The organism is Bradyrhizobium sp. B025 (assembly GCF_042257955.1).
Lineage (GTDB): Bacteria > Pseudomonadota > Alphaproteobacteria > Rhizobiales > Xanthobacteraceae > Bradyrhizobium > Bradyrhizobium diazoefficiens.
Genome location: NZ_CP170150.1, coordinates 8,889,188 through 8,912,844, shown reverse-complemented (window position 1 = coordinate 8,912,844; position 23,657 = coordinate 8,889,188). Strand labels below are relative to the sequence as shown.

Here is a 23,657-nt window from a genome sequence, read left to right as displayed (position 1 = left end):
CTCACTCTTTACGCGAAGCTTTTTCTTCCAACCCTGACATCGAGGTTCGCTTGCCCAGCGCGGCCTCGACCTCTTCCAGCTTTATGCCGCGTGCCTTCAAAAGCACAAGGAAATGATAGAGCAGATCGGCACCTTCGGCGATCAGATGCGCGCGATCGTTTTCGACTGCTGCGATTACGGTTTCGACTGCTTCCTCGCCGAACTTCTTGGCGCAATGCTCGGCGCCCTTGTCCAGGAGCTTGCGGGTATAGGAGCCCTCGCCGCCGGCCGCGGCGCGGGCGTCGATGGTCTCGGCCAGATCGTGGATCGTGAAACGCGGCATCGGAACTACTCGGAAACACACTTGGCAGCGCACTTGGCCACGGCGGCCAAGCCCAACGGCCTATGTAGCATTTTCAGGAGCGGGAGTCGTCAGGCATCCAGGCGCATGGGCAGGCCACGCCGGGCCATGTGCTCCTTGGCCTCGCGGACGGTGAATTCCCCGAAATGGAAGATCGAGGCCGCCAGCACCGCCGTGGCGTGTCCGTCGCGGATACCGTCGACGAGGTGGTCGAGATTGCCGACGCCGCCCGAGGCGATTACGGGAACGGGAATACTGTCGGCGATCGCCCGAGTCAGCGGGATATCGAACCCCTGCCTTGTGCCGTCGCGGTCCATCGAGGTCAGCAGGATTTCACCGGCGCCGAGCGAGACCACTTCCTGGGCATATTCGATGGCGTCGATGCCGGTCGCGTTGCGGCCGCCATGGGTGAAGATCTCCCAGCGGTCACCGCCCGGGCGCTTGACCCGCTTGGCGTCGATCGCGACCACCACGCACTGCTCGCCGAACTTTTCGGCCGCTTCCTTGACGAACTCGCGCCGCGACACCGCGGCGCTGTTGATCGAGACCTTGTCCGCGCCGGCGCGCAGCAACGTCTTGATGTCGTCGACCTCGCGCACGCCGCCGCCGACGGTCACAGGCATGAAGCAGGCCTCCGCCGTGCGGCGGACCACGTCGAGCATGATGCCGCGGTTCTCATGGGTCGCGGTGATGTCGAGGAAGGTGAGCTCATCGGCGCCGGCGGCGTCATAGGCGATCGCGGCTTCGACGGGGTCGCCGGCATCGCGCAGGTCGACGAAATTGACGCCCTTGACGACTCTTCCGTCCTTGACGTCGAGGCAGGGGATCACGCGCACCTTGAACATCGGATGTCTCCTAGGCGGCGCGCGCGTTGCGGATCAGGGTGAGGGCGGTGGCGGGATCGAGCCGGCCGTCATAGAGCGCACGGCCAGCGATCGCGCCGGCGAGCTTCGATGCACGCGGCGTCAGCATCGCCTTGACGTCGTCGATCGAGGCAAGGCCGCCGGAGGCGATCACCGGGATGGAGATGCTGTCGGCCAGCGCGATGGTTGCGTCCAGGTTCAGGCCCTTGAGCAGGCCGTCGCGCGCAATGTCGGTGAAGATGATGGCGGCAACGCCGGCATCCTCGAACCGCTGCGCGATCTCCAAAGCAGTCACCTGCGAGGTCTCCGCCCAGCCCTCGACCGCGACCTTGCCGTCGCGGGCGTCTAACCCGACCGCGACGCGGCCGGGGAATTTCTTGGCCGCAGCCTTCACCAGTTCAGGATCGCGCACCGCGGCGGTGCCGATGATGACGCGGGTGATGCCCTTTTCGAGCCAGGCTTCGACGGTCGCGAGGTCGCGAATGCCGCCGCCGAGCTGCACCGGGATCTTGATCGTCTTCAGCATCGCCTCGACAGCCTGCGCGTTCACCGGCTTGCCGGCAAAGGCACCGTCGAGATCGACGACGTGGAGATACTCAAACCCCTGCTCGGCAAAGCTCTGCGCCTGCGCCGCGGGATTGAGGTTGAACACGGTCGCGCGCGCCATGTCGCCTTGCTCGAGGCGCACGCACTGGCCGTTCTTGAGGTCGATCGCGGGGAAAAGAATCACGGCTTCCATCGCAAAAAGTTCGAGATCAGAGCGAGGCCAAAACGCTGGCTCTTCTCGGGGTGGAATTGCGTGCCGATGGCGGTGTCCTTCGCGACGATCGCGGTGACAGGCCCGCCATAGTCGGCGCGCGCGAGCACGTCCGCCTCATTGGCGGCGTTGAGGTGGTAGGAGTGCACGAAATAGGCGTGCTGGCCCTTGGGGCCGAGCGGCAGCTTGTTCAGCACCGGGTGCTCGCGCAGCACGTCGAGCGTGTTCCAGCCCATGTGCGGGATCTTCAGGCTTTCGTCGCGCGGCGTGATCTTCTCGACGTCGCCGCCGATCCAGTTCAGGCCCTGCGTGATGACATGCTCCTTGCCGCGGGTGGCGAACAGCTGCATGCCGACGCAGATGCCGAACATCGGCCGCGCCTTGACCCGCACCGCTTCGGTGATCGCCTCGACCATGCCGTTGACGGCGTCGAGGCCGCGCCGGCAATCGGCGAAGGCGCCGACGCCCGGCAGCACCAGACGATCGGCGCCGTAAGCTTGATCCGGATCGCTGGTGACGAAGACCTTTTGCGGGTCCTCCAGGCTGCGCGCGGCGCGCTCGAAGGCTTTCGCGGCGGAATGCAGATTACCGGAACCGTAATCGATGATGGCGATGCTCATCTTGACCCTCCCGGTTCTGGAAACAAACCAATGATGCCGCCGGCCGGAATTGGCGGCGGGTTCGAGAATTGCTGGCCCGGCGTATTGCGGGTCGGCGGCGGGCCGCCGCGATCGACGGCCCATTGATCGTTGACGATGCCGTGCTGCTTCTGGCTCCAGCGCTCGAAGAAGCGGCGCTCGGCGGTGTCCTCGTCGTCGGAGATGACGATATCGAGCTGCCGCCACTTGCCGCGCGACAGTGTCCAGCGCCGCAGGCTGGAAGCCTCGAACCCCATCAGCACCGCAACGATCATATTGGCGAAGAAGATCGAGCTGCGGCCGACGCCGAGGCGGTGCAGTCCGGCATCGAACGCAGCCAGGAAGACGATCCAGCCGATCAGCGCCAGCCATAGCCGATTCCACAGCAGCCAGAACGGGCCGAAGATCATCGCCCAGAAATGGAAGCCGTCGCGCACGAAGACGAACTTGTCGGTCGCGCGCAGATCGGCTCCGGCAGGGGAGGGAGCATGAACTGTGTAGACAGGCATGGTGATGCCCCGTTCTCAAGAATTCAGTGATGCCGCCGGCGTCGTTTCGTCAACCGACGGAGATGTCAGCCGCCGAGCGAGCCCTTGGTGGACGGGATTTCACCCGCCGCCTTCGGATCGATCGCAACCGCCGCCCGCAGCGCCCGCGCCAGACCCTTGAAGCAGGACTCGGCGATATGGTGGCTGTTATCGCCATATAGGGTCTCGACGTGGAGAGTCACGCCGGCGTTCATGGCGAAGGCCTGGAACCACTCGCGCACGAGCTCGGTGTCGAACTCGCCGATCTTGTCGCGGGGGAAGTCGACCTTGAACACCAGGACCGGGCGGCCCGAGATGTCGATCACGACGCGCGACAGGGTCTCGTCCATCGGCATGTGCACGCCGGCATAGCGGGTGATGCCCGCCATGGTGCCGAGCGCCTGCTTGACCGCCTGGCCGAGCGCGATGCCGGTGTCTTCGGTGGTATGGTGATGATCAATGTGCAGGTCGCCGACCGCCTTGACCGTGAGGTCGATGCGGGAATGGCGGGCGAGGAGATCGAGCATATGGTCGAAAAAGCCGATGCCGGTCGCGATATTGGACACGCCGGTGCCATCGAGGTTCACGGTGACCTCGATGTCGGTTTCCTTGGTCTTGCGCTTGATCGTCGCGGTGCGCATCAAAACTAGCTTTCGCTTTATTTGAGCATGATCTTTGTCGGAAAACCGGTGCCCACTTTTCCGGATCATGCTCGGGGGCCGAAAACGGGGGTCTTTTAACAGCCCCATGACGCCTTCGCTACTGCGGGAACGGCTGGCCGGGCGTCTACTTCTGCCTATGGTGAGCGAAATTGGGGCCGGAGCGGCCCGTTGTGCCCTCGCCCCCGACCGCCTAAATCAGCCCGGACAACGAGGATCATTCATGCAGGATTCCCAGAAAAGCTCGCCGGGCTGGCACGGCACCACGATCTTGACGGTCCGCAAGGGCGGCAAGGTGGTGATCGGCGGCGACGGCCAGGTCTCGATCGGCCAGACCGTGATCAAGTCCAACGCCAAGAAGGTCCGCAAGCTCGGCAGGGGCGACGTCATCGGCGGCTTTGCCGGCGCCACCGCCGACGCCTTCACACTCTTTGAGCGGTTGGAAGCCAAGCTCGAGCAATATCCGGGGCAATTGACCCGCGCCGCGGTCGAGCTCGCTAAGGACTGGCGCACCGACCGTTACCTTCGGCGGCTGGAGGCCATGATGATCGTGGCCGACAAGGACGTCTCCCTGGTGCTGACAGGCACCGGCGACGTGCTCGAGCCCGAGGCCGGCGTGATGGCGATCGGCTCCGGCGGTAACTATGCACTGGCGGCCGCGCGGGCTCTGCTCGACACCGACAAGGACGCCGAGACCATCGTCCGCCGCTCCCTCGACATCGCCGCCGACATCTGCGTCTACACCAACCGCAATGTGACCATCGAAAGCCTGGCGACCGGCTAGGGCTTGGTGGAGATGGACTCAACCGCTGCTCCGATGGAGATGCGTTCCCTCCCCCCTTGTGGGGGAGGGCTAGGGAGGGGGGGTAGCCCAGGAAAAGATGCCGGTTGTTGATGATGCACCGAATGCGGTCGCGCTACGGAAAGAATCCCCGTGTGGCACCCCCCTCCCTGCCCCTCCCCCACAAGGGGGGAGGGAACGGTGAGAGCGTTGCTGTCGACCAAACTCAATTCGACTTCAGTCCATCACGCTCTAGGCCATGACGCCCGCCTACGCCTTCCGCCCGATGACCGCGGCCGACCTGCCGCTGATCCGGCGATGGCTGGGCGAAGCGCATGTGCGGGAATGGTGGGGCGATCCGGGCGAGCAGTTTGCGCTGGTCAGCGGCGACCTCGATGAGCCGGCGATGGACCAGTTCATCGTGTTGGCCGGCGACAAGCCGTTCGGCTATCTTCAGTGCTACCGCCTGACCGCCTGGAATACGGGCTTCGGGCCGCAACCGGAGGACACGCGTGGGATCGATCAGTTCATCGGCGAAAGCGACATGATCGCGCGCGGCCACGGCTCGGCCTTCATCCGCCAATTCGTCGACGAGCAGCTGCGGCACGGCCTGCCGCGCATGGTCACCGATCCAGACCCGCTCAACGCGCGTGCCGTACGCGCCTATGAGAAGGCAGGCTTCGTCCGCGACCGCATCGTCGAGACGCCGGACGGGCCGGCGCTGTTGATGGTGCGCGTGCCATGACGCTGACAGCCACGCACGAAAGCAAAGCCGCGGTGCCGGCATTCGCCTGGGTCGGCATCGCGCTGTTGCTGCTGGCGCTGCAGGCCTCGATCCTGTTCGCGATGGGCCGGGTGCCGATCTGCACCTGCGGCTATGTCAAGCTGTGGCACGGCGTGGTGAACAGCTCGGAGAACTCCCAGCACATCGCCGACTGGTACAGCTTCTCGCACGTCCTGCACGGCTTGCTGTTCTACGGATTGACCTTTCTGCTGTTCGCGCGCCTGCCGTTGCTGCCTCTGTCGTGGCCGGCACGGCTGATCGTCGCCATGCTGATCGAAGGCGCCTGGGAGATCGTCGAGAACTCGCCATTCATCATCGAGCGCTACCGCGCCGGCACGATCTCGCTGGACTATTTTGGCGACAGCATCGTCAATTCGGTCTCTGACAATCTGGCCATGGTGCTGGGGTTCCTCGCCGCGCGCGTTCTGCCGGTCTGGGTCACCGTGATGATCGGGCTCGCCTTCGAGATCATGCTGGCGCTCCACATTCGCGACAATCTGACGCTCAATATCCTGATGCTGATATATCCTGATGCTGATCCATCCGATCGAGGCCGTGAAGCAATGGCAATCGGGGCCGCCGATCATCTGACGGCCGAAAAAGCGACTTGTCCCGGCCCGCATCTGACCCTAGCTAAGGTCCCATGACAGACTTCTCTCCCCGCGAAATCGTTTCCGAACTCGACCGTTTCATCGTCGGCCAGACCGACGCCAAGCGCGCCGTCTCGATCGCGCTGCGCAACCGCTGGCGGCGGCAGCAGCTCGAAGGTTCCTTGCGCGAGGAGGTGCTGCCGAAGAACATCCTGATGATCGGCCCCACCGGCGTCGGCAAGACCGAGATCGCGCGGCGACTGGCCAAGCTTGCCAATGCGCCGTTCCTGAAGGTCGAGGCGACGAAGTTCACCGAAGTCGGCTATGTCGGCCGCGACGTCGAGCAGATCGTGCGCGATCTCGTCGAGGTCGCGATCGCCCAGGTGCGCGAGCGCAAGCGCAAGGATGTGCAGGCGCGCGCCCAGCTCGCCGCCGAGGAGCGCGTGCTCGACGCCCTGGTCGGCGCCAATGCGAGCTCGGCGACGCGGGAATCCTTCCGCAAGAAGCTGCGGGCGGGCGAACTCAACGACAAGGAAATCGAGATCGAGACGCAGTCCTCCGGCGGCGGCATGCCGATGTTCGAGATTCCGGGCATGCCGGGCGCGCAGATGGGCGCGATCTCGATCGGCGACATCTTCGGCAAGCTGGGCGGCCGCAGCAAGACCCGGCGGCTCACGGTGGAAAGCTCACACGAGATCCTCGTCAACGAGGAATCCGACAAGCTGCTGGACACCGAGCAGCTGACGCTGGAAGCGATCAGCGCGGTCGAGAACAACGGCATCGTGTTCCTGGACGAGATCGACAAGATCTGCGCCCGCGACGGCCGCGTCGGCGGCGACGTCTCGCGCGAGGGCGTGCAGCGCGACCTGCTGCCGCTGATCGAGGGTACCACGGTCTCGACCAAGCACGGCGCGGTGAAGACCGACCACATCCTGTTCATTGCCTCCGGCGCCTTCCATGTCGCCAAGCCGTCGGACCTGTTGCCGGAATTGCAGGGCCGCCTGCCGATCCGCGTCGAGCTCCAGGCGTTGACCCGTGACGACATGCGCCGCATCTTGACCGAGCCCGAGGCCTCGCTGATCAAGCAATATGTTGCCCTGATGCAGACCGAGGGCGTCACGCTCGACATCACCGACAACGCCATCGACGCGCTCGCCGACGTCGCGGTCGCCGTCAACTCGACCGTCGAGAACATCGGCGCGCGGCGGCTCCAGACGGTGATGGAGCGGGTGCTGGACGAGATCTCCTTCACCGCGCCCGACCGCAACGGCGAGACCATCCGGGTCGATGCCGATTTCGTACAGAAGCACGTCGGCGACCTCGCCAAGAACGCCGATCTGAGCCGGTTTATTTTGTAATTCCGGGCTTGTCCGCTATCTATCCGCCGTCGTCCTGGCGAAAGCCAGGACCCATTCCACCAGCGGATATTGTTGAAGCAAGATGGCGGCTCTGATCTCGGCTCAAGCGACCTGCGGTGGTTATGGGTCCCGGATCTGCGCACGCTCCGGACAACGCTGCGCGTTGGCACGAGCTCGCTTGTCCGGGACGACGGCGGGGGTTGACGCGCGTCGAGTGCCACATGCTCGCTAACCTCCAGAAAAACCCCTGGCGCCTGCTGCTCGCGATCAACGCCGTGGTCCTTGTCGGCGTGTTCGTTCACAAGATCCAGCTGCCGCCCTACGTCCCCTACATCCACCTCCTCGTCGACTACCATTTCGGCTTCATCAAGCGCGCGCTGATCGGGGCGGTCGTCGCGCTGTTCACGGCGAAGGTGCCGGTCTGGCTGGTGTTCGCACTCGGCGGCATGACGTGGCTGGTGACGCTGGCGCTATTTGCAAGGTTGTTTCAAAAGACCTTCGGCTTTGCCGCGAAGACGCTGCCGCTGTTCGTGTTCATCGCGGGCTCGCCGTTCTTCCTGAAGAACTTCATGCACACGCTCGGTCATTTCGACATCTATGGCTGCGCGCTGACGATCATCCTGCTGCTGATGCCGGCGGGCTCATTGCTGTTCGTGGCGACGGCCGCGCTGTTCTCGATCGTGCTCGTGCTGATCCACCACATCCATCTCTTGATGTACGTGCCGACCATCATCGCCATCGTCGTGATCAGGCACTATCTCGCCTGTGGCTGCAATCGCAGCAACGTCGCGTTGGGCCTCGCTGCCTTCGCGGTCGTCTCCGCGCTGTTCTTCGCGGCCCAATTCCTGGGAACGATGCCGATCCCGGAGGCGGATTTCGTCGCGTATCTGAAGACCCGGATGGCCGATCCCTCCCGCACCGACCTCTTGCAATTCAGCTACATCTGGTACCAGCCGCTGGCGAAGGAGATCTTGGACACCTGGGGCCGCCTGCCGCACAACATCCTCGGCCTGCCGGTGTTTGCGCTCTTGATCTGGCTGCACACGCCGCTATGGCGCTATTTTGCCAATTTGATCGGCGCGCTCGCAAGCGAGGCGCACCGGCGCCTCGTCATCGCGGCACTGATCGGCGTCAGCCTCGCCTATCTCGTGATGTTCGCGATGGTGTTCGACTATTCGCGCTGGATCTCGAACTGGGCGGTCTGCATGTTCCTGATCCTGCATGCGGTGAAGATGCTGCCGGCCAAACAGGAAACCCCGCTGATCCCAGCCGGGGATCGCAACACTGACATCTTCGGCCTGGTCATCACGCTGATCCCGCGCGTCGGAATCGTGCGGCCGTTTTAGACGGTGCACTCCCTCTCCCGCTTGCGGGGGAGGGCTGGGGTGGGGGTGTCACCGCAGCGGGATTCCCCAAGACGAAAGAACCCTCACCCGCCGCGCTCTTCGAGCGCGCCGACCTCTCCCGCAAGCGGGAGAGGTGTAGAACCGCTAAAATCTCGCCCGCCTGATCCGCACGTAAAGCGCGCCCTCGCCGCCATGGCCGATATGCGCCGTCTCGAAGCCGACGACGAAGGCGCGGAATTCCGGCAGGCTCAGCCATTCCGGTACCTGGCGGCGGAGCACGCCGCTTTCGCCGCCGCTCCGGCCCTTGCCGGTGATGACGAGCACGAAAGTCAGGCCGTCGCGATGGGCGCGGTGCAGGAAACCGGTCAAGGCGCGATGGGCGCGCGTCTGGGTCATGCCGTGCAGATCGAGCCGCGCCTCGATCTCGCTGCGGCCGCGCGACAGCTTTGTGCGCTCGCGCTTGCCGAGCGGCGCCAAAGGCGGGACGGACGGCTTGGCGGCACGCGGCGCCGGCGCCGCAGCAATCGGACGCGGCGACGGCGCAGGTCGCGTGGCCGGCGCAGCGGGTGATGGTTCTGGTCGCGGCGCGGGATGCGCCTTCGGCGCACGATGCTTCCTCAGCGGCTTGACCTGTTTTGCGACCGTATCCCACAGCTCGCGCTCATCCTCGCTCAGCGCGCGGCGGCGCGGCGAGGGGCGAGGCTCCAGCACGGGCGGACGGGACGATCGTTTCATTGCTGCCGATGGGGACGATTTTTCACCGGCCGCCGCGGCTCTTGAACAGGCTCGATCACGGGACGCGGCACCGGCAACGGGACAGGGCTTGCGACAGCGACCGTCTCACCCTTGCCTGGCGCCACGGCTGCGGCCGGAGCCGCCGGCTTGGCCTGATCCTTAGCAGGTTCGGTTTGCGGAAACAGCTTTGCGATCTTCTCCGAGGGCCGCGGATCCGGCACCGGCAGCCGCGCGGCGCGTGGCGTCGGATCGAGGCTCTTCGGCACCAGCATCACGAAATGCATGGGATGGCGCAGTCGCCCCGAGACGCGGCCGGCATCCGCGCCGGCGCCGAAATAAAGATCGGCGCGCGCGGGACCGATGATGGCCGAGCCGGTGTCCTGCGCGATCATCAGCCGATGGAACGGCGTCTTGGAGCGCTCGGAGTCGATCGGCAGCTCGCCCTCGATGAAGAACGGCGTGCCGTAGACATGCAGCGATTTGTCGACCGCGATGGAGCGGCCGGCCGTCAGCGGAATGCCCTGCGCGCCCACCGCCTCGTCCTTGTCCGAGAGATTGACCTCGCGGAAGAAAATGTAGGCGCGGTTCTGGCGGCGCAGCTCCTTGGCGCCATCGGGGTTCTGCGCCATCCATTCCCTGATCTTCTGCATCGACATCTCTTCCTTCGGAATGATGCCGCGCTCGATCAGGATGCGCCCGACGGCCGTGTAGGGGTAGCCGTTATAGGCGTCATAGTTGAGCCGGAGCGTCGTGCCGTCGTCGAACTTGATCCGCGCCGAGCCCTGGATCTGCGCGAACAGGAGATCGGTCGGGTCCTTCAGCCAGGCGATCTCGAGCCCACGGCCCGCGATCTTGCCGTCCTCGATCTCGCCGCGGTCGTAATAGGGCACCAGCTTGCGGCGGCCGATCTTGCGATAGACCGGGCCCTTGTTGGGCAGGCTGACCGAATCCTGCTTGTAGCCGCGCACGAAGAGGTTCGAAGGCCGGCGATAGACCGGGACATTGTAGACGTCGGTCTGCGTCCGCGATCCCTCCAGCACCGGCTCGTAATAGCCGGTGACGAAACCGTCGGGCTCGCCGAGGCGCGAAATGCGCAGCGGCGCAAAATTCTCCTCGAAGAAGGTTTTGGCCTTGGCGTCGTCGCTGAGCTCGAGCGATTTGGCGGCCCGGCACGGTTCGCTCAGCGATGCCCCCAGCGCCTTGTATTCACTCTTGGGCTCGGGAGCGCCGGTCTGCGCGTTGATCGACCGGCAGCTCGCGCGGAACGTCTTGTAGGCTGCGAGATGATCGTCATCGCTCCAGCCTTTCACATCGGCCCAGGCCAGCGGCAGGTATTGCGCGCCTGATATCTCGAACGGCAGGGGGAGCTGCGGATAGGGCAAGGCCCGCGGCGGGGTGGCGGGCAATTGCGGGAGATGGTGATGGTGGCTGCGGTAGTGGCGCCGCGCCGCCTCGGCGCCGAGCGAAAACGACGACAGCACGACGACACCCGCGCAAAGCGCCGTCGCGCTGGTCTTCAGGAAGACCTTAATTCGCGCTTCCGGTGCCAACCAGCTTCCAGTTCGGATCGCGAGAGGTGATGTCGCGGGCGAAAGTCCAGATGTCGGTGATGTCGGCGACCGTATCGGCGCTGCCGTCGACGATGTTGCCGGCCTTGTCGCGGGTGGCCGAGATCATCTGCGAGACGAAGCGGATGGTGAGCTGGGCGGTGCGGTCGCGCAGCTCGGCGCCGACGAGTTCGGCCTTGTCGATCGAGACGAAGCGCGTCTCGGTCTTCTGCTCGTTCTTCTCGCGCTCCTTGATCGCGGCGTCGAAGCTTTCATAGACCTCCGACGACAGCAGGTCGCGCAGCGCGCGGCGGTCGCCATTGGCAAAGGCCAGCACGATCATCTCATAGGCGCCGCGGGCGCCCGAGATGAAGTGGCGCGGGTCGAAGGTGGAATCCTTGTCGACGATGGCGTCGAGACCCTGCGCGAGCGCGGTGCCCGGCTCGGTCAGGCCCTTCCAGCGGTCGGAGGGCGGGGTCGGCTCGACCGTCGGCGCCAGCGGAGCCTGGTCGATCACCTTGCCCGGCATGGTCACGACGTTCTTGTCCTGGGCACCCCCCAGCGCGTTGCGGGCGGCAGTATGGTCGAACGGAGGCCGCTCGTTGCCCGTGCGCTGCCCCAGCACGCTGCGCAGCCGCAGAAAAATAAAGACCGCCAGCGCCAGGAAGATGATGGTGTAGATGTCCACGAGGTATTCGCTTTCTGGTCTTCTCTAGAAGGGGCCGCCTAGAAGGGTCGCCGCCGGGAAAATCAATCCGGCCAGTAGACCGTTCCATACGGGAACGGCAAGTCTACATCACCATTTCGGGTCCGCACGTCAGGTCCGTGGGATGTAGGCACGAAATCTTGCCCGGCCAATGGCGCCTTTTGGCACAGCACGAAGTGTAGCGCGTTTTATGCTTAAGGGGAAACCCGATCATGCCCGGAAATCGCGCATCTTCAATCGTTTAACCTGCGATTGGGCCGGGAGGCCGGAGTGAGCGTCACAGATGTGGCCGCGGCCGGGGTATCCCCTCCGGGGCCGTTCGTCCTTGTGGAACGAGGCGGCCCTATGTTAGCCAACCGCCGCGAAATTCAGCCCCAATCGGGTAAGGAGAGACTTTCATGACCAACGGTAACGGCACCCCTCCCGAGGCGGCCCCGGCTCCCCAGCTCAACGTGCTGGCGCAATATACCAAGGACCTCTCGTTCGAAAATCCGAACGCGCCGAGCTCGCTCCAGCAGCAGGGCCAGCCGCCCCAGATCAATATCCAGATCAATGTCGGCGCCAATAACCTCAGCGAACAGGAATTCGAGGTGACGCTGTCGGTCGAGGGCAAGGCCGAGACCGCGGGCAAGGTGATGTTCTCGTTTGAGCTCGCCTATGCCGGCGTGTTCCGGATCGTCAACGTGCCGAAGGAGAACCTGCACCCGCTGGTCATGATCGAATGCCCGCGTCTGCTGTTCCCGTTCGCGCGTGAGATCATCGCCACGGCCGTGCGCGACGGCGGGTTCCCGCCGCTGATGCTGGATCCGGTCGATTTCGTCGGTCTCTATCGCCAAAACATGGAGCGGCAAATGGCCGCCGGTGGTCAGGCCGGCCAAGCCTAAAATCAGGCCTAACCAGCCGGATTGACGGTAACTGGAGCGGGCAAAAACTCGTTCCAGATCGCCTTGTCGCCGAGCGTTGCGATGAAGGCCCTGTGGGCCTCGCGCTCGGCGTCGGAAATCCGCGGCGCAAGCGGCGTCGGCCGCTGCCGCCGCGGCGTATCGCCAGCCGCATTGATGCGAATTTCCTCGGCTTCCGAAGCCAGCAGCAGCTGCGACTGCCTCGCCCCGACCAGATCGACATAGACCTCGGCCAGAAGCTCGGCGTCGAGCAGCGCGCCGTGCTTGGTGCGGCGGGAATTGTCGATCGCATAGCGCGAGCAGAGATCGTCGAGCCGGTTGGACACGCCCGGATGCTTGCGCCGGGCCAGCAGCAGCGTGTCCACCAGCTGCTCGCGCGGGATCGCGGCGCGCTTGATCCGGTCGAGCTCGGCATTGATGAAGCTGATGTCGAACGAGGCGTTGTGGATCACCAGCGGCGCATCGCCGATGAACTCCAGGAACGCGTCGGCGACCTCGTGGAACAGCGGCTTGGTCGACAAAAATTCGGCCGACAGCCCGTGCACCGCAAAGGCTTCCGCCGGCATGTCCCGTTCGGGATTGATGTAGACGTGATACGTCTGCCCCGTCGGCATGCGGTTAAACATTTCGACGCAGCCGATTTCGACCAGGCGATCGCCGCGGAGTGGATCGAGGCCGGTGGTTTCGGTGTCGAGGACGATTTCACGCATGATCAGGAGCCGTGTGGGACGGCGAATCAGGCTCGCCGCTGCGGCATCTTAACGACCTCGGCCAGGATGTGCGCAATTTGCGCCCGCACCGGTTCAAGTCCGTGTGACGTATCCACTACGAAATCGGCCCGCTTGCGCTTTTCCGCGTCGGGCGTCTGCTTGGCGATGATGGCGTTGAGCTTGGCCTCGTCCATCGTGCCCCGCGCCAGCACTCGCTCGCGCTGCAGTTCTGGCGAGGTCGAGACCACAACGACGGCGTCAACCCGCTTCTCGCCACCAGTCTCGAACAGCAGCGGGATATCCAGCACCACGACCGGCGCGTTGGCGGCTTCGGCGTCGGCAAAGAATTTTTGCCGGGAGGCGCCGAGCATCGGATGGACGATCTGCTCGAGCTGCTTGATCGCGGCGGGATCGTGCACGACGCGGGCCGACAGTTTTGGCCGATCGACCTTGCCGTTCGCGGTGGTGCCGGGGAAGGCGGCTTCGATCGCAGGCGCCGCCTCGCCCTCGTAGAGCTGATGGACGGCGGCATCGGCGTCGTAGACGGGGACGCCGGCCTCCGCGAACAATTTCGCGGTGGTCGATTTGCCCATCCCGATCGAGCCGGTCAGTCCCAGGATTCGCATCAGCGCACAACCACGTCCGTCATTCAAACTGCAATTAGCTGTTCGCTCCGCAGGAACGCAAGCAGCGGCAGCAGCGGCAAACCCAAAATGGTGAAATGGTCGCCCTCGATGCGCTCGAACAGGTGAATGCCGAGGCCCTCGAGCTGATAAGCGCCGACGCTGGTCGTCACGGCATCGCCGGCCGCGTCGAGATAGGCCGAAAGCTCCGCCTCGCTCATCTGTCGCATGGTCATGCGGGCCACCGAGACGTCCTCGAAGACAATCTTGCCGTCATGTGCCACGGCCACCGCCGAATTCAGCTCATGGCAGTTGCCGGCGAGATCACGCAATTGCGCCATCGCCTGCGCGCGGCCGGCGGGCTTGTTGAAGAGACGCTCGCCAAAGGCCAGGGTCTGGTCGGCGCCAATGACATGGCTTCCCGGATGATTGGCCGAGACGGCCTTGGCCTTTTCCCGTGCCAGCAAAAGACCGATGTCGCGAGGGCTCGAAAGCTTCGACGCGGCCTGGACGCCGCGCTCATCGATATCGGCCGTGATCGCTATGAACTCCAGCCCGGCATTCGCCAGCAGCATCTTTCGCGCGCTGCTTTGCGAGGCCAGGATCAACGGAGATTTGCCGCGCCACAAACCCATCGCGAAGACTATTCCGAGGGCCGGTTGCGCTGGCGATCGCTGTAGAGCTTCATGATCGCCGCGGCGGTTTCCTCGATCGAGCGCCGCGTGACGTCGAGCAGCGGCCAGTCGTGCTTGGCGCTGAGCTTGCGGGCGAACGCGACCTCCTCGGCGACGGACTGCCTGTCGGTATAAGTGTCGCTGCTGGAGTCGGCGCCCATCGAGAGCAGGCGGTTCTGACGAACCTGGATCAAACGTTCCGGCGTCGCGTGCAGGCTGACCACGAGGGGACGCGTTAGCGTCTCCAGTTGCGAGGGCACCGGAATCCCTGGCACCAGCGGCACGTTGGCGGTGCGGATGCCGCGATTGGCGAGGTAGATCGACGTCGGCGTCTTCGAGGTGCGGGAGACACCGACGAGCACCACGTCGGCATCGTCGAGACCTTCGACATGCTGACCGTCGTCATGGATCATCGTGTAGTTCAGCGCATCGATGCGCTTGAAATATTCCGCGTTGAGCACGTGCTGCGCGCCGACGCGCCCCGTGGTCGCGGCCCCAAGATACGCCTCGAACAATTGCATCACCGGGCCGATGATCGACAGGCTCGGAACATTGATCCCTTTGCACTTGTCCTCGAGCCGGAAGACCAGATCCTTCTCGAGCAACGTGAACAGCACGATGCCCGGCGCCTCCTCGATCTCGTCGAGCACGCGGTCGAGCTGCTTCTGGCTGCGCACCAGCGGATAGACATGCTCGACCGGCGTGACGTTCGCATACTGCGCGGCGACAGCGCGCGCGACGGTGATCAGCGTCTCGCCGGTGGAGTCGGATACGAGGTGCAGATGGAAATAATTGTTCGAGGTCGGCACAAAAACTCTTTGTATGAGGGCGGTGTGATGTGTGGATTTCTGTGGAGCTTAACCCCTCGGAAAGGGTTGCGCGACACCAGGGGCGGGACAAGTGCCAATTTTCTTCACACCACTGCCCGTGAGAACAAGTCCGGCGGCCCGCCGAGAGGGAAGCGGGATTGCGCGGATAACCCCCTTGATAGGCTGTCGACGGGCGCACGCAAGCCCTTGAGCCCGGACGGCTTATCGGATCCGCCGAGGCCCACGCGGGATATGTTGATGGATGTGAACAAGCACTCGGGAAGTGGCGGACGGAATTGTGTGAGTCCAATCCACGGTCACTAAGACTCAAACCTTAAGATTCTAAAAGTTTAGGTTTAGATAAGCGGAGCGCTCGGATAAGTGTGCGCTCCCATCTATGAATGAATTCTTACCGGGCTCGTTCCATCCACTGTTTGGTGAGCAGAAGCGTTATCGAGCGAAGCGGATTCCGGTTCGCCTCGAGAAAGCGCGTCGAAACAAGAAAAGGAGGCCGCCGGCATGTACGAGTGGATCAAGGCGCTGCACGTGATCGCCGTCATTTCCTGGATGGCGGGCATGCTCTATCTGCCGCGGCTGTTCGTCTATCATTGCGAGGCCGAAATCGGCTCCAAGCAGTCGGAAACGTTCAAGGTCATGGAGCGCCGGCTGCTCAAGGCGATCATCAACCCGGCCATGATCATCACCTGGCTCGCCGGGCTCTATCTCGCCTGGTCCGGCCATTGGTTTGCATCCGGTTGGCTGCACGTAAAACTGGCACTGGTCCTGGCGTTGTCCGCGGTCCACGGCTTTTTTTCCCGCTGGTTGAAGGATTTCGCTGCCGACCGGCGTCCCCGAAGTCAGAAATTCTATCGGATTATCAATGAGGTGCCGACCGTCCTGATGATTTTCATCGTCATCATGGTGATCGTGAAACCGTTCTAGGCAGCGATCTCGATTGATCGCCCAGCGCTTCGGCTTGCGCAGTGAGGGGCGATTTTCTATATTGGCGATATCCCACCCAACGCAGGCGGATGTGGTTGTGTCCGAGCTTTCCAGAGGCCGGACACCGCATCAGGTTTGAAGCCTCACCGGCACTCACCTTGCCAGACCTGCGGACCCTATCTTCCTTCTCGTCCGCATTTCAGAGCCTCCTCGCACCCTCTCCCTAAGGTTACCCCACAGGACCACCCCAATGCGGGAAATTAAACTCCAGGACCTCAAGTCGAAAACCCCGGCCGAGCTCGTCTCGTTCGCGGAAGAGAATGGGGTCGAGAATGCCAGCACCATGCGCAAGCAGGAGCTGCTGTTCGCTATCCTCAAGCAGCTTTCGCTCGCTGAGACCGACATCGTCGGTGAAGGCGTTGTCGAGGTGCTCTCCGACGGCTTCGGCTTTCTCCGTTCGCCCGATGCCAATTATCTGCCGGGCCCGGACGACATCTACGTTTCGCCTTCGCAGATCCGCCGTTTTGGCCTGCGCACCGGCGACACCATCGAAGGCCACATCCGCAGCCCGAAAGAGGGCGAGCGCTATTTCGCGCTGCTGAAGGTCAACACGCTCAATTTCGAGGACCCGGAAAAGGCCAAGCACAAGGTCAATTTCGACAACCTCACGCCGCTGTTTCCGAACCAGCGCTTCCGCATGGAAATCGACGATCCGACGCGAAAAGACCTTTCTGCAAGGGTGATCGACATCGTCGCGCCGATCGGCAAGGGCCAGCGCGCCTTGATCGTGGCGCCGCCGCGCACGGGTAAAACCGTGCTGATGCAGAACATCGCGCATTCGATCACGCACAATCATCCCGAATGCTATCTGATCGTGCTTCTGATCGACGAGCGTCCGGAAGAAGTCACGGACATGCAGCGCTCGGTGAAGGGCGAGGTCGTGTCCTCGACCTTCGACGAACCGGCGGTGCGCCACGTCCAGGTCGCGGAGATGGTGATCGAGAAGGCCAAGCGCCTGGTCGAGCATGGCCGCGACGTCGTGATCCTGCTCGATTCGATCACGCGTCTCGGCCGCGCCTACAACACCGTGGTGCCGTCATCCGGCAAGGTGCTGACCGGCGGTGTCGACGCCAACGCGCTGCAGCGCCCGAAGCGCTTCTTCGGTGCCGCCCGCAACATCGAGGAGGGCGGCTCGCTGACCATCATCGCGACCGCGCTGGTCGATACCGGCAGCCGCATGGACGAAGTCATCTTCGAAGAGTTCAAGGGCACCGGTAACTCCGAGCTGATCCTCGACCGCAAGGTCTCGGACAAGCGGACCTTCCCGGCGATCGACATCTCGCGCTCCGGTACCCGCAAGGAGGAGCTCATCACCGATCCGCAGGTGCTCAAGAAGATGTACGTGCTCCGCCGCATCCTGAACCCGATGGGCACCATGGACGCGATCGACTTCCTGCTCGACAAGCTGCGCTCGACCAAGAGCAATTCGGAGTTCTTCGACTCCATGAACACCTGAGTGCGGTGCAGCGAAGGATTGGAGGGCGCCTTCGGGCGCCCTTTTCTTTTGTGCGGCCTTGTTGCAGCGAGGGTGCAGCATGGCGAGCGGTTGCCATCTGATCTGATTGTCTATTAAGATATTGATATAACTAAATAATACTTGACTTTAGCTAAGTCTTTTAGCGGAGGCGGGGGAGACTCTTGCGGCAAAATGCTGCGGTATGCTGCGATGCAATAAGCGCTTTTGCTGCGAGAATTGGTGCAGCAAAACCGTGCGGGCGTATCGGCCGAAACGGATATTTGCCTTTTCCCCGGCGGCTGGACAAATAGGCCATGCATCCGCGAGACCAGACCATCTTTGCTCTGTCGTCGGGCCGTCCGCCGAGCGCGATCGCCGTGGTGCGGGTCTCGGGCGCCCTGGCCGGCCTGACGCTGACGACGCTCGCGGGCAAGCTGCCGGCACCGCGGCAGGCCAGCCGCCGGCTGCTCCGTGACGGGACAGGCCAGCCGATCGACGACGCGGTCGTGCTCTGGTTTCCCGGGCCGGCAAGCGCAACCGGCGAGGACATCGCCGAATTCCACGTCCATGGCGGCCGCGCCGTGCTGGCCGCGCTCCTGGCCGCTATTTCGTTAATTCCGAATACACGGGCGGCCGAGCCCGGCGAGTTCACGCGGCGCGCCTTCGAGAACGGCAAGCTCGACCTGACCGAAGCCGAGGGCCTCGACGACCTCATCCATGCCGACACCGACCGCCAGCGCCGCCAGGCGTTGCGTCAACTGCAGGGGCTGCTCGGCAACCGCGCGCGCGACTGGCGCGAGCGAATCATCGAGGCGTCGGCACTGATCGAAGCCGGCATCGATTTTTCCGACGAGGGCGATGTGCCGGCGGAGCTGAGGGCGCCGGCGGTCAAGGCGATCAAGGCGCTCCACGTCGAAATCACAGAAGTGCTTGCGGCACAGGGACATTCTGAACGCCTGCGCGATGGAATGGTGGTTGCCATCGCCGGCGAGCCGAATGTCGGCAAGTCCACGCTGATCAACCAGCTGGTGCGTCGCGAGGTCGCGATCGTCTCGCCGCATGCCGGCACCACGCGCGACGTGATCGAGGTGCAGCTCGATCTCGATGGCTATCCCGTCACTGTCATCGACACCGCCGGCATTCGCGAGACCGATGATCCCGTGGAGCAGGAGGGTGTGCGCCGCGCCCGTGCGCGAGCCGAGGACGCCGACCTCGTGCTGTGGCTGGTGGAGGGGGAGCAGGCCGCCGATCCGGCGGCGATGCGTTCGCTGTGGACGTCCGGCGACGGGAGCCATCCGTCCGGCGGCTCGGTCTGGATCGTGCGCAACAAGATCGATCTCGGCGGGGTCGGGGACGACGGGCCGCAGGGCGAGTTCGGGATCTCGGCCAGCCGGGGCGACGGGATTCGCGAGCTGGTCGAAGCCCTCGTGAAGTTCGCTGCCGAGTTCTTTGGAACCAGCGAGGGCGCATTGGTGACCCGGGCCCGCCAACGCGATCTGTTGCGCCAGGCGTCAGACTGCTTGCGCCGAAGTCTGGAGCTTGTAGAAGAGGGCGAAGAGCTGGCGGCCGAGGAGCTTCGTTCCGCCGCCTATGCCCTGGGCCGGCTGTTGGGCCGGGTGGACGTCGAGGACGTCCTTGGGGCGATTTTCCAGAAATTCTGTATCGGAAAGTAGCGCTAGTTCTTCATTGTAGAACTAGTGCTTATTCCGTTGCTTGGTGTTTCACGTGAAACAGGGGGCGGTTCCGCTTGCGTGGAAGGCGAGTGGGGCCTGTTTCACGTGAAACGAACCTTAGGCGGGTTGGCGCGCTGGATCTGACCTCGCCGCGAAACGGTCCGGATTTGGAGCTGGGCGCGTGCTTCAATCTCGTCATTGCGAGGAGCTCGTGCGACGAAGCAATCCAGACTGTCTCTGCGGAGGGAATCTGGATTGCTTCGCTGCGGTCGCAATGACGTGCGTGGAGCGATCGCGCTCTTCCTCGATCGGCATCGTATCACCGCCGTCGCACTTTCCGTATCGGTAGGACTGTGTCGTTTCACGTGAAACATAGTGATTTCAAACCCCAGCCTACTGTGCATGGGGTTGTTTTCGCGAAACCGCACTTCGTCCTCCCGACCGCCTCGTTTCACGTGAAACAACCGGCACCCAGTTTCCACTTCCGGCTTCTCCGCCTCTGAGCTAGAAGTCCGCCCATGCGACCAGAGCGAGAGAGTTTCGACGTCATCGTGATTGGCGGCGGCCACGCCGGCTGTGAAGCCGCGGCTGCGTCTGCCCGGATGGGCGCCGCGACCGCTCTGGTGACGCATCGTTTCTCCACTGTCGGCTCGATGTCCTGCAATCCGGCCATCGGCGGTCTCGGCAAGGGCCATCTGGTCCGCGAGGTCGATGCGCTGGATGGTCTGATGGGCCGGGTCGGCGATGCCGGCGGCATCCAGTTTCGTGTCCTCAATCGCCGCAAGGGCCCCGCGGTCCGCGGCCCCCGGGCCCAGGCCGACCGGAAGCTTTATGCCGCCGCGATGCAGGCCGCGATCCGGGAGACCGAGGGTCTTTCCGTCATCGAGGGTGAGGCCGACGAGCTGATCGTGGTCGAGGGCCGGGTGACCGGTCTTCGCCTGGCCGACGGCCGGGAGTTCGGAGCCGGGTCCATTGTTGTCACCACCGGCACCTTCCTGCGTGGTCTGATCCATCTCGGCGAGAAGAACTGGCCCGCCGGCCGCGTCGGCGAGGCGCCCGCGATGGGCCTTTCAAGCTCCTTCGAGCGCGCCGGCTTCACCCTGGGACGGCTGAAGACCGGCACTCCACCGCGTCTGGATGGCACCACGATCGACTGGTCGGCGGTGGAAATGCAGCCGGGAGACGAGCCGCCGGAGCCGTTCTCGGTCATGACCGACCGGATCACGACCCCGCAGATCCAGTGCGGGATCACCCGGACCACGGCCGCGACCCATGAGGTGATCCGGGCCAATGTCCATCGCTCCCCGATGTACTCCGGCCAGATCAAGAGCTCCGGACCGCGCTATTGCCCCTCGATCGAGGACAAGATCGTCCGCTTCGGTGACCGCGACGGCCACCAGATCTTCCTGGAGCCGGAAGGGCTCGACGACAGCACCGTCTATCCCAACGGCATCTCGACCTCGTTGCCGGAGGAGGTCCAGCTCGCGATCCTCGCCAGCATTCCCGGCCTGGAGCGGGTCAAGATGGTGCGCCCGGGCTACGCCATCGAATACGACCACATCGATCCCCGCGAGCTCGATCCGACCCTCCAGACCAAGCGTCTGCGCGGCCTGTTCCTGGCCGGGCAGATCAACGGCACCACTGGGTACGAGGAGGCCGCCGGGCAGGGCATCGTGGCCGGGCTGAACGCGGCTTTGGCCGCCAGCGGGGCCGCACTGACGGTGTTCGACCGCGCCGATGGCTATCTCGGCGTGATGATCGATGACCTCGTCACCCGGGGGATCAGCGAGCCCTATCGGATGTTCACCTCGCGGGCCGAGTACCGGCTGACGCTGCGGGCCGACAATGCCGATCAGCGCCTGACCGAGAAGGGCATCGCTCTGGGGTGCGTTGGGAACGCCCGGACCCTGCATCACCGGACCAAGATGGAGGCCCTGAACGCCGCCCGGACGCTGTCGAAGTCGCTGACCATCACCCCGAATGAGGCGATCAAGCACGGACTGTCCCTGAACCGGGACGGTCAACGCCGCTCGGCCTTCGAGCTGATGGCCTATCCGGACATCGGCTGGAGCCAGGTCCGCGCCATCTGGCCGGAGCTGTCGGCGATCGACCCGGTCATCGCCACCCATCTCGAGATCGACGCCAAGTACGACGTCTATCTGGAGCGCCAGAGCGCCGACGTCGAAGCCTTCCGGCGCGACGAGGGGCTGGTGCTGTCAGAGGTCGATTATCAGCTGGTGCCAGGTCTCTCCAATGAGGTGAGGGCCAAGCTGGAGAAGGCGCGGCCGTTCACGGTCGGCCAGGCCGGCCGGATCGATGGCATGACGCCGGCGGCGCTCGGCATCCTCGCGGCCTATCTCCGGCGCGAGGCAAGGAAGACCTCAAAGGCAATTGCATAGGCGTTTCACGTGAAACAGCGCGGACCGGCCGGCGGTCGATCGTCATCGCCGAGACCTTCATCGCCGAAACCTTCAGCACCAGGATCTGGAGCGGGCGAGGGACCCGACGGTCGATCTGCACCGGCCAGCCAGAAGATCAACAAGGCCAGCGCCAACGATCGATCGTTGGACTCGGTCATAGCGGCGGACAAGATCGCAGCGCTGAAGCTTGCGCCCGTTTCACGTGAAACCGAGGCCCGGCTCGATCGCTACATCGCGCTGCTGCGGGAGTGGCAGGCCAAGACCAATCTCGTCGCGCCCTCGACCTTGCCGCACCTCTGGACCCGGCATATCGCCGACTCGCTTCAGCTCGTCGATCTTGTCCCAACGGCCAGGCGCTGGGCCGATCTCGGCAGCGGCGGCGGATTTCCGGGCGTCGTCCTAGCCTGTGCCATGGCGGAGACACCCGGTGCGAGCGTTCACCTCGTCGAGCGAATCGCCAAGAAGGCGGCGTTCCTGCGCGAAGCAATTCGGATCACCACATCTCCGGGAGTCGTACATCTCGCTGAGATCGGGGATAATGTGGATAGAATCACCGGCCCGGTCGATTGCGTCACCGCGCGTGCACTGGCTCCGCTACATCAACTCATCGGCTTTGCGGAGCCGCTGATGCGCCAGGGCGCAAAAGCGTTGTTTCCAAAGGGTCAAGATGTAGAGGCTGAATTGACCGAAGCCGCTAAATATTGGAATATTCAGCCGCAGCTCCACCAAAGCCGCACCGGTGACGGCTGGATCGTGGAGCTCAATGCCGCCGAACGGCGCGGCTGAGACGTTCAGGGGCGAGTGGGGAATTTGCGATGAGCGTGATTGACGAGCCGCAGCAAGAACAGACCGACGTGGTCCCGCAGGGCCACCCGCGCATCCTCGCGCTGGCGAATCAAAAAGGCGGCGTGGGGAAAACAACCACAGCGATCAACCTTGGCACGGCGCTCGCCGCGATTGGCGAGCGCGTTCTGATCGTCGATCTCGATCCGCAGGGCAACGCCTCGACCGGCCTCGGCATCGATCGCCGCAACCGCTCCTGTTCGACCTATGACGTGCTGGTCGGCGAAGCGGCCTTGCGCGAGGCGGTGGTGTCGACGGCGGTGCCGCGGCTGCACATCGCGCCCTCGACCATGGACCTCTCCGGCCTCGAGCTCGAGCTCGGCACCACGCCCGGCCGCGCCTTCAAGCTGCGCGACGCGATCGGTGCGCTCAACAACAACGTCTCGCCGGACGCGGATTACACCTATGTGCTGATCGACTGCCCGCCCTCGCTCAACCTTCTGACGGTGAACGCGATGGCGGCGTCCGATGCGATCCTGGTGCCGCTCCAGTGCGAGTTCTTCGCGCTCGAAGGTCTGTCGCAATTGCTGCAGACGGTGGAGCAGGTCCGCTCGACGCTCAACCCGAACCTGTCGATCCACGGCATCGTGCTGACCATGTTCGACTCGCGCAACAATCTCTCGAACCAGGTCGTCGCCGACGTCCGCCAGTTCATGGGCGAGAAGGTCTACAAGACCATGATCCCGCGCAACGTGCGCATCTCGGAAGCGCCGTCCTACGGCAAGCCGGTGCTGGTCTACGATCTCAAATGCGTCGGCAGCGAAGCCTATCTGCGGCTTGCCACCGAAGTGATCCAACGCGAGCGCGAGCTGCGCACGACGCATTGACGATGCCGTAGGGTGGGCAAAGGCGTCTTCGCCGTGCCCACCGTCTTCCGCACACAATCGGTGGGCACGCTTTGCCCACCCTACGAT

24 protein-coding genes and 1 pseudogene are annotated in these 23,657 nt (G+C 64.1%); 12 read left to right on the top strand and 13 right to left on the bottom strand.

Annotated features, from left to right (window positions below):
• Nucleotide 1 precedes the first annotated feature (1 nt).
• From ACE10W_RS42200 to hisB, 6 genes are all read right to left on the bottom strand, one after another.
• A complete protein-coding gene (locus ACE10W_RS42200) occupies nucleotides 2-322 on the bottom strand; it encodes a phosphoribosyl-ATP diphosphatase (protein ID WP_011083482.1) in 321 nt (106 codons plus the stop codon).
• Between the two features lie 89 nt (nucleotides 323-411).
• Nucleotides 412-1,185 (bottom strand): imidazole glycerol phosphate synthase subunit HisF, encoded by a 774-nt coding sequence (hisF, locus tag ACE10W_RS42195; protein ID WP_011083481.1) that lies wholly within the window; start codon nucleotides 1,183-1,185, stop codon nucleotides 412-414.
• 10 nt (nucleotides 1,186-1,195) lie between these two features.
• Nucleotides 1,196-1,942, bottom strand: a complete 747-nt coding sequence (gene hisA / locus ACE10W_RS42190) for a 1-(5-phosphoribosyl)-5-[(5-phosphoribosylamino)methylideneamino]imidazole-4-carboxamide isomerase (protein WP_161532809.1) — start codon at nucleotides 1,940-1,942, stop codon at nucleotides 1,196-1,198.
• Entirely contained in the window at nucleotides 1,930-2,580 is a 651-nt protein-coding gene (hisH, locus tag ACE10W_RS42185; protein ID WP_011083479.1) for an imidazole glycerol phosphate synthase subunit HisH, read from the bottom strand. The genes hisA and hisH overlap by 13 nt, the downstream gene beginning before the upstream one ends.
• A complete protein-coding gene (locus ACE10W_RS42180) occupies nucleotides 2,577-3,107 on the bottom strand; it encodes a DUF2628 domain-containing protein (RefSeq protein ID WP_011083478.1) in 531 nt (176 codons plus the stop codon). Before ACE10W_RS42180 ends, hisH begins: the two co-directional genes overlap by 4 nt.
• A gap of 65 nt (nucleotides 3,108-3,172) precedes the next feature.
• Nucleotides 3,173-3,766, bottom strand: coding sequence for an imidazoleglycerol-phosphate dehydratase HisB (gene hisB, locus ACE10W_RS42175; RefSeq protein ID WP_027543777.1), 594 nt, complete (start codon nucleotides 3,764-3,766; stop codon nucleotides 3,173-3,175).
• A gap of 241 nt (nucleotides 3,767-4,007) precedes the next feature.
• Between hisB and hslV the strand changes: the two genes are divergently transcribed.
• The 5 genes and pseudogenes from hslV (at nucleotide 4,008) to ACE10W_RS42150 (ending at nucleotide 8,643) form a co-directional block, all read left to right on the top strand.
• A complete protein-coding gene (gene hslV, locus ACE10W_RS42170; protein WP_011083476.1) occupies nucleotides 4,008-4,568 on the top strand; it encodes an ATP-dependent protease subunit HslV in 561 nt (186 codons plus the stop codon).
• A gap of 256 nt (nucleotides 4,569-4,824) precedes the next feature.
• A complete protein-coding gene (locus ACE10W_RS42165) occupies nucleotides 4,825-5,310 on the top strand; it encodes a GNAT family N-acetyltransferase (protein ID WP_304549852.1) in 486 nt (161 codons plus the stop codon).
• Nucleotides 5,307-5,940 (top strand): annotated as a pseudogene (locus ACE10W_RS42160) (DUF2585 domain-containing protein). Before ACE10W_RS42165 ends, ACE10W_RS42160 begins: the two are co-directional and overlap by 4 nt.
• Nucleotides 5,941-5,992: 52 nt before the next feature.
• Nucleotides 5,993-7,297, top strand: a complete 1,305-nt coding sequence (gene hslU / locus ACE10W_RS42155) for an ATP-dependent protease ATPase subunit HslU (RefSeq protein WP_060909598.1) — start codon at nucleotides 5,993-5,995, stop codon at nucleotides 7,295-7,297.
• A gap of 221 nt (nucleotides 7,298-7,518) precedes the next feature.
• A complete protein-coding gene (locus ACE10W_RS42150; RefSeq protein WP_304549849.1) occupies nucleotides 7,519-8,643 on the top strand; it encodes a hypothetical protein in 1,125 nt (374 codons plus the stop codon).
• 144 nt (nucleotides 8,644-8,787) lie between these two features.
• On the opposite strand, the gene ACE10W_RS42145 is transcribed toward ACE10W_RS42150, so the two are convergent.
• Genes ACE10W_RS42145 through ACE10W_RS42135 form a run of 3 tightly spaced genes read right to left on the bottom strand, consistent with a single transcriptional unit; the run spans nucleotide 8,788 to nucleotide 11,613 of the window.
• Nucleotides 8,788-9,378 (bottom strand): Smr/MutS family protein, encoded by a 591-nt coding sequence (locus ACE10W_RS42145; protein ID WP_304549847.1) that lies wholly within the window; start codon nucleotides 9,376-9,378, stop codon nucleotides 8,788-8,790.
• Nucleotides 9,375-10,928, bottom strand: a complete 1,554-nt coding sequence (locus ACE10W_RS42140; protein ID WP_304549845.1) for a murein transglycosylase A — start codon at nucleotides 10,926-10,928, stop codon at nucleotides 9,375-9,377. The genes ACE10W_RS42145 and ACE10W_RS42140 overlap by 4 nt, the downstream gene beginning before the upstream one ends.
• Nucleotides 10,906-11,613 (bottom strand): Tim44/TimA family putative adaptor protein, encoded by a 708-nt coding sequence (locus tag ACE10W_RS42135; RefSeq protein WP_011083469.1) that lies wholly within the window; start codon nucleotides 11,611-11,613, stop codon nucleotides 10,906-10,908. Before ACE10W_RS42135 ends, ACE10W_RS42140 begins: the two co-directional genes overlap by 23 nt.
• 416 nt (nucleotides 11,614-12,029) lie before the next feature.
• On the opposite strand from ACE10W_RS42135, the gene secB reads away from it, so the two are divergent.
• Nucleotides 12,030-12,515, top strand: coding sequence for a protein-export chaperone SecB (gene secB / locus ACE10W_RS42130; protein ID WP_011083468.1), 486 nt, complete (start codon nucleotides 12,030-12,032; stop codon nucleotides 12,513-12,515).
• Nucleotides 12,516-12,523: 8 nt separating this feature from the next.
• Here the strand turns inward: secB and dnaQ are convergent, their stop codons facing one another.
• The 4 genes from dnaQ to ACE10W_RS42110 are packed head-to-tail and all read right to left on the bottom strand — an operon-like array spanning nucleotide 12,524 to nucleotide 15,349.
• A complete protein-coding gene (dnaQ, locus tag ACE10W_RS42125) occupies nucleotides 12,524-13,243 on the bottom strand; it encodes a DNA polymerase III subunit epsilon (RefSeq protein ID WP_028175003.1) in 720 nt (239 codons plus the stop codon).
• A gap of 26 nt (nucleotides 13,244-13,269) precedes the next feature.
• Nucleotides 13,270-13,869, bottom strand: a complete 600-nt coding sequence (gene coaE / locus ACE10W_RS42120; protein ID WP_011083466.1) for a dephospho-CoA kinase — start codon at nucleotides 13,867-13,869, stop codon at nucleotides 13,270-13,272.
• A 23-nt stretch (nucleotides 13,870-13,892) separates the two neighbouring features.
• Entirely contained in the window at nucleotides 13,893-14,501 is a 609-nt protein-coding gene (locus ACE10W_RS42115; RefSeq protein ID WP_304549843.1) for a Maf family nucleotide pyrophosphatase, read from the bottom strand.
• Between the two features lie 8 nt (nucleotides 14,502-14,509).
• Nucleotides 14,510-15,349, bottom strand: a complete 840-nt coding sequence (locus tag ACE10W_RS42110) for a pyruvate, water dikinase regulatory protein (RefSeq protein ID WP_060909602.1) — start codon at nucleotides 15,347-15,349, stop codon at nucleotides 14,510-14,512.
• 519 nt (nucleotides 15,350-15,868) lie between these two features.
• Between ACE10W_RS42110 and hemJ the strand changes: the two genes are divergently transcribed.
• The 6 genes from hemJ (at nucleotide 15,869) to ACE10W_RS42080 (ending at nucleotide 23,570) form a co-directional block, all read left to right on the top strand.
• A complete protein-coding gene (gene hemJ / locus ACE10W_RS42105) occupies nucleotides 15,869-16,291 on the top strand; it encodes a protoporphyrinogen oxidase HemJ (RefSeq protein ID WP_028175000.1) in 423 nt (140 codons plus the stop codon).
• 250 nt (nucleotides 16,292-16,541) lie between these two features.
• The gene (gene rho / locus ACE10W_RS42100) at nucleotides 16,542-17,807 is read left to right on the top strand and encodes a transcription termination factor Rho (RefSeq protein WP_011083462.1); all 1,266 of its coding nucleotides are present in this window, start codon (nucleotides 16,542-16,544) and stop codon (nucleotides 17,805-17,807) included.
• 314 nt (nucleotides 17,808-18,121) lie between these two features.
• Complete coding sequence (mnmE, locus tag ACE10W_RS42095; RefSeq protein WP_304549840.1) at nucleotides 18,122-19,480, top strand: tRNA uridine-5-carboxymethylaminomethyl(34) synthesis GTPase MnmE; 1,359 nt, start codon at nucleotides 18,122-18,124, stop codon at nucleotides 19,478-19,480.
• Nucleotides 19,481-19,998: 518 nt separating this feature from the next.
• Nucleotides 19,999-21,879, top strand: coding sequence for a tRNA uridine-5-carboxymethylaminomethyl(34) synthesis enzyme MnmG (gene mnmG, locus ACE10W_RS42090; RefSeq protein WP_304549837.1), 1,881 nt, complete (start codon nucleotides 19,999-20,001; stop codon nucleotides 21,877-21,879).
• A 165-nt stretch (nucleotides 21,880-22,044) separates the two neighbouring features.
• Entirely contained in the window at nucleotides 22,045-22,686 is a 642-nt protein-coding gene (rsmG, locus tag ACE10W_RS42085) for a 16S rRNA (guanine(527)-N(7))-methyltransferase RsmG (RefSeq protein WP_186363039.1), read from the top strand.
• Between the two features lie 29 nt (nucleotides 22,687-22,715).
• Nucleotides 22,716-23,570: a ParA family protein gene (locus tag ACE10W_RS42080; protein ID WP_011083458.1), complete on the top strand. Its 855-nt coding sequence runs from the start codon at nucleotides 22,716-22,718 to the stop codon at nucleotides 23,568-23,570.
• Nucleotides 23,571-23,657: the final 87 nt, after the last annotated feature.

Excerpts from the sequence above, each read along its gene's own strand:
- hslV (WP_011083476.1), top strand. The coding sequence starts at position 4,008 with ATGCAGGATTCCCAGAAAAGCTCGCCGGGCTGGCACGGCACCACGATC.
- ACE10W_RS42165 (WP_304549852.1), top strand. The coding sequence starts at position 4,825 with ATGACGCCCGCCTACGCCTTCCGCCCGATGACCGCGGCCGACCTGCCG.
- ACE10W_RS42200 (WP_011083482.1), bottom strand. The coding sequence starts at position 322 with ATGCCGCGTTTCACGATCCACGATCTGGCCGAGACCATCGACGCCCGC.
- hisF (WP_011083481.1), bottom strand. The coding sequence starts at position 1,185 with ATGTTCAAGGTGCGCGTGATCCCCTGCCTCGACGTCAAGGACGGAAGA.
- coaE (WP_011083466.1), bottom strand. The coding sequence starts at position 13,869 with ATGCGAATCCTGGGACTGACCGGCTCGATCGGGATGGGCAAATCGACC.
- dnaQ (WP_028175003.1), bottom strand. The coding sequence starts at position 13,243 with ATGCGTGAAATCGTCCTCGACACCGAAACCACCGGCCTCGATCCACTC.
- secB (WP_011083468.1), top strand. The coding sequence starts at position 12,030 with ATGACCAACGGTAACGGCACCCCTCCCGAGGCGGCCCCGGCTCCCCAG.
- mnmE (WP_304549840.1), top strand. The coding sequence starts at position 18,122 with ATGCATCCGCGAGACCAGACCATCTTTGCTCTGTCGTCGGGCCGTCCG.
- ACE10W_RS42115 (WP_304549843.1), bottom strand. The coding sequence starts at position 14,501 with ATGGGTTTGTGGCGCGGCAAATCTCCGTTGATCCTGGCCTCGCAAAGC.
- hisH (WP_011083479.1), bottom strand. The coding sequence starts at position 2,580 with ATGAGCATCGCCATCATCGATTACGGTTCCGGTAATCTGCATTCCGCC.
- mnmG (WP_304549837.1), top strand. The coding sequence starts at position 19,999 with ATGCGACCAGAGCGAGAGAGTTTCGACGTCATCGTGATTGGCGGCGGC.
- ACE10W_RS42180 (WP_011083478.1), bottom strand. The coding sequence starts at position 3,107 with ATGCCTGTCTACACAGTTCATGCTCCCTCCCCTGCCGGAGCCGATCTG.
- hisA (WP_161532809.1), bottom strand. The coding sequence starts at position 1,942 with ATGGAAGCCGTGATTCTTTTCCCCGCGATCGACCTCAAGAACGGCCAG.
- hemJ (WP_028175000.1), top strand. The coding sequence starts at position 15,869 with ATGTACGAGTGGATCAAGGCGCTGCACGTGATCGCCGTCATTTCCTGG.
- hslU (WP_060909598.1), top strand. The coding sequence starts at position 5,993 with ATGACAGACTTCTCTCCCCGCGAAATCGTTTCCGAACTCGACCGTTTC.
- ACE10W_RS42080 (WP_011083458.1), top strand. The coding sequence starts at position 22,716 with ATGAGCGTGATTGACGAGCCGCAGCAAGAACAGACCGACGTGGTCCCG.
- ACE10W_RS42145 (WP_304549847.1), bottom strand. The coding sequence starts at position 9,378 with ATGAAACGATCGTCCCGTCCGCCCGTGCTGGAGCCTCGCCCCTCGCCG.
- ACE10W_RS42150 (WP_304549849.1), top strand. The coding sequence starts at position 7,519 with ATGCTCGCTAACCTCCAGAAAAACCCCTGGCGCCTGCTGCTCGCGATC.
- rho (WP_011083462.1), top strand. The coding sequence starts at position 16,542 with ATGCGGGAAATTAAACTCCAGGACCTCAAGTCGAAAACCCCGGCCGAG.
- hisB (WP_027543777.1), bottom strand. The coding sequence starts at position 3,766 with ATGCGCACCGCGACGATCAAGCGCAAGACCAAGGAAACCGACATCGAG.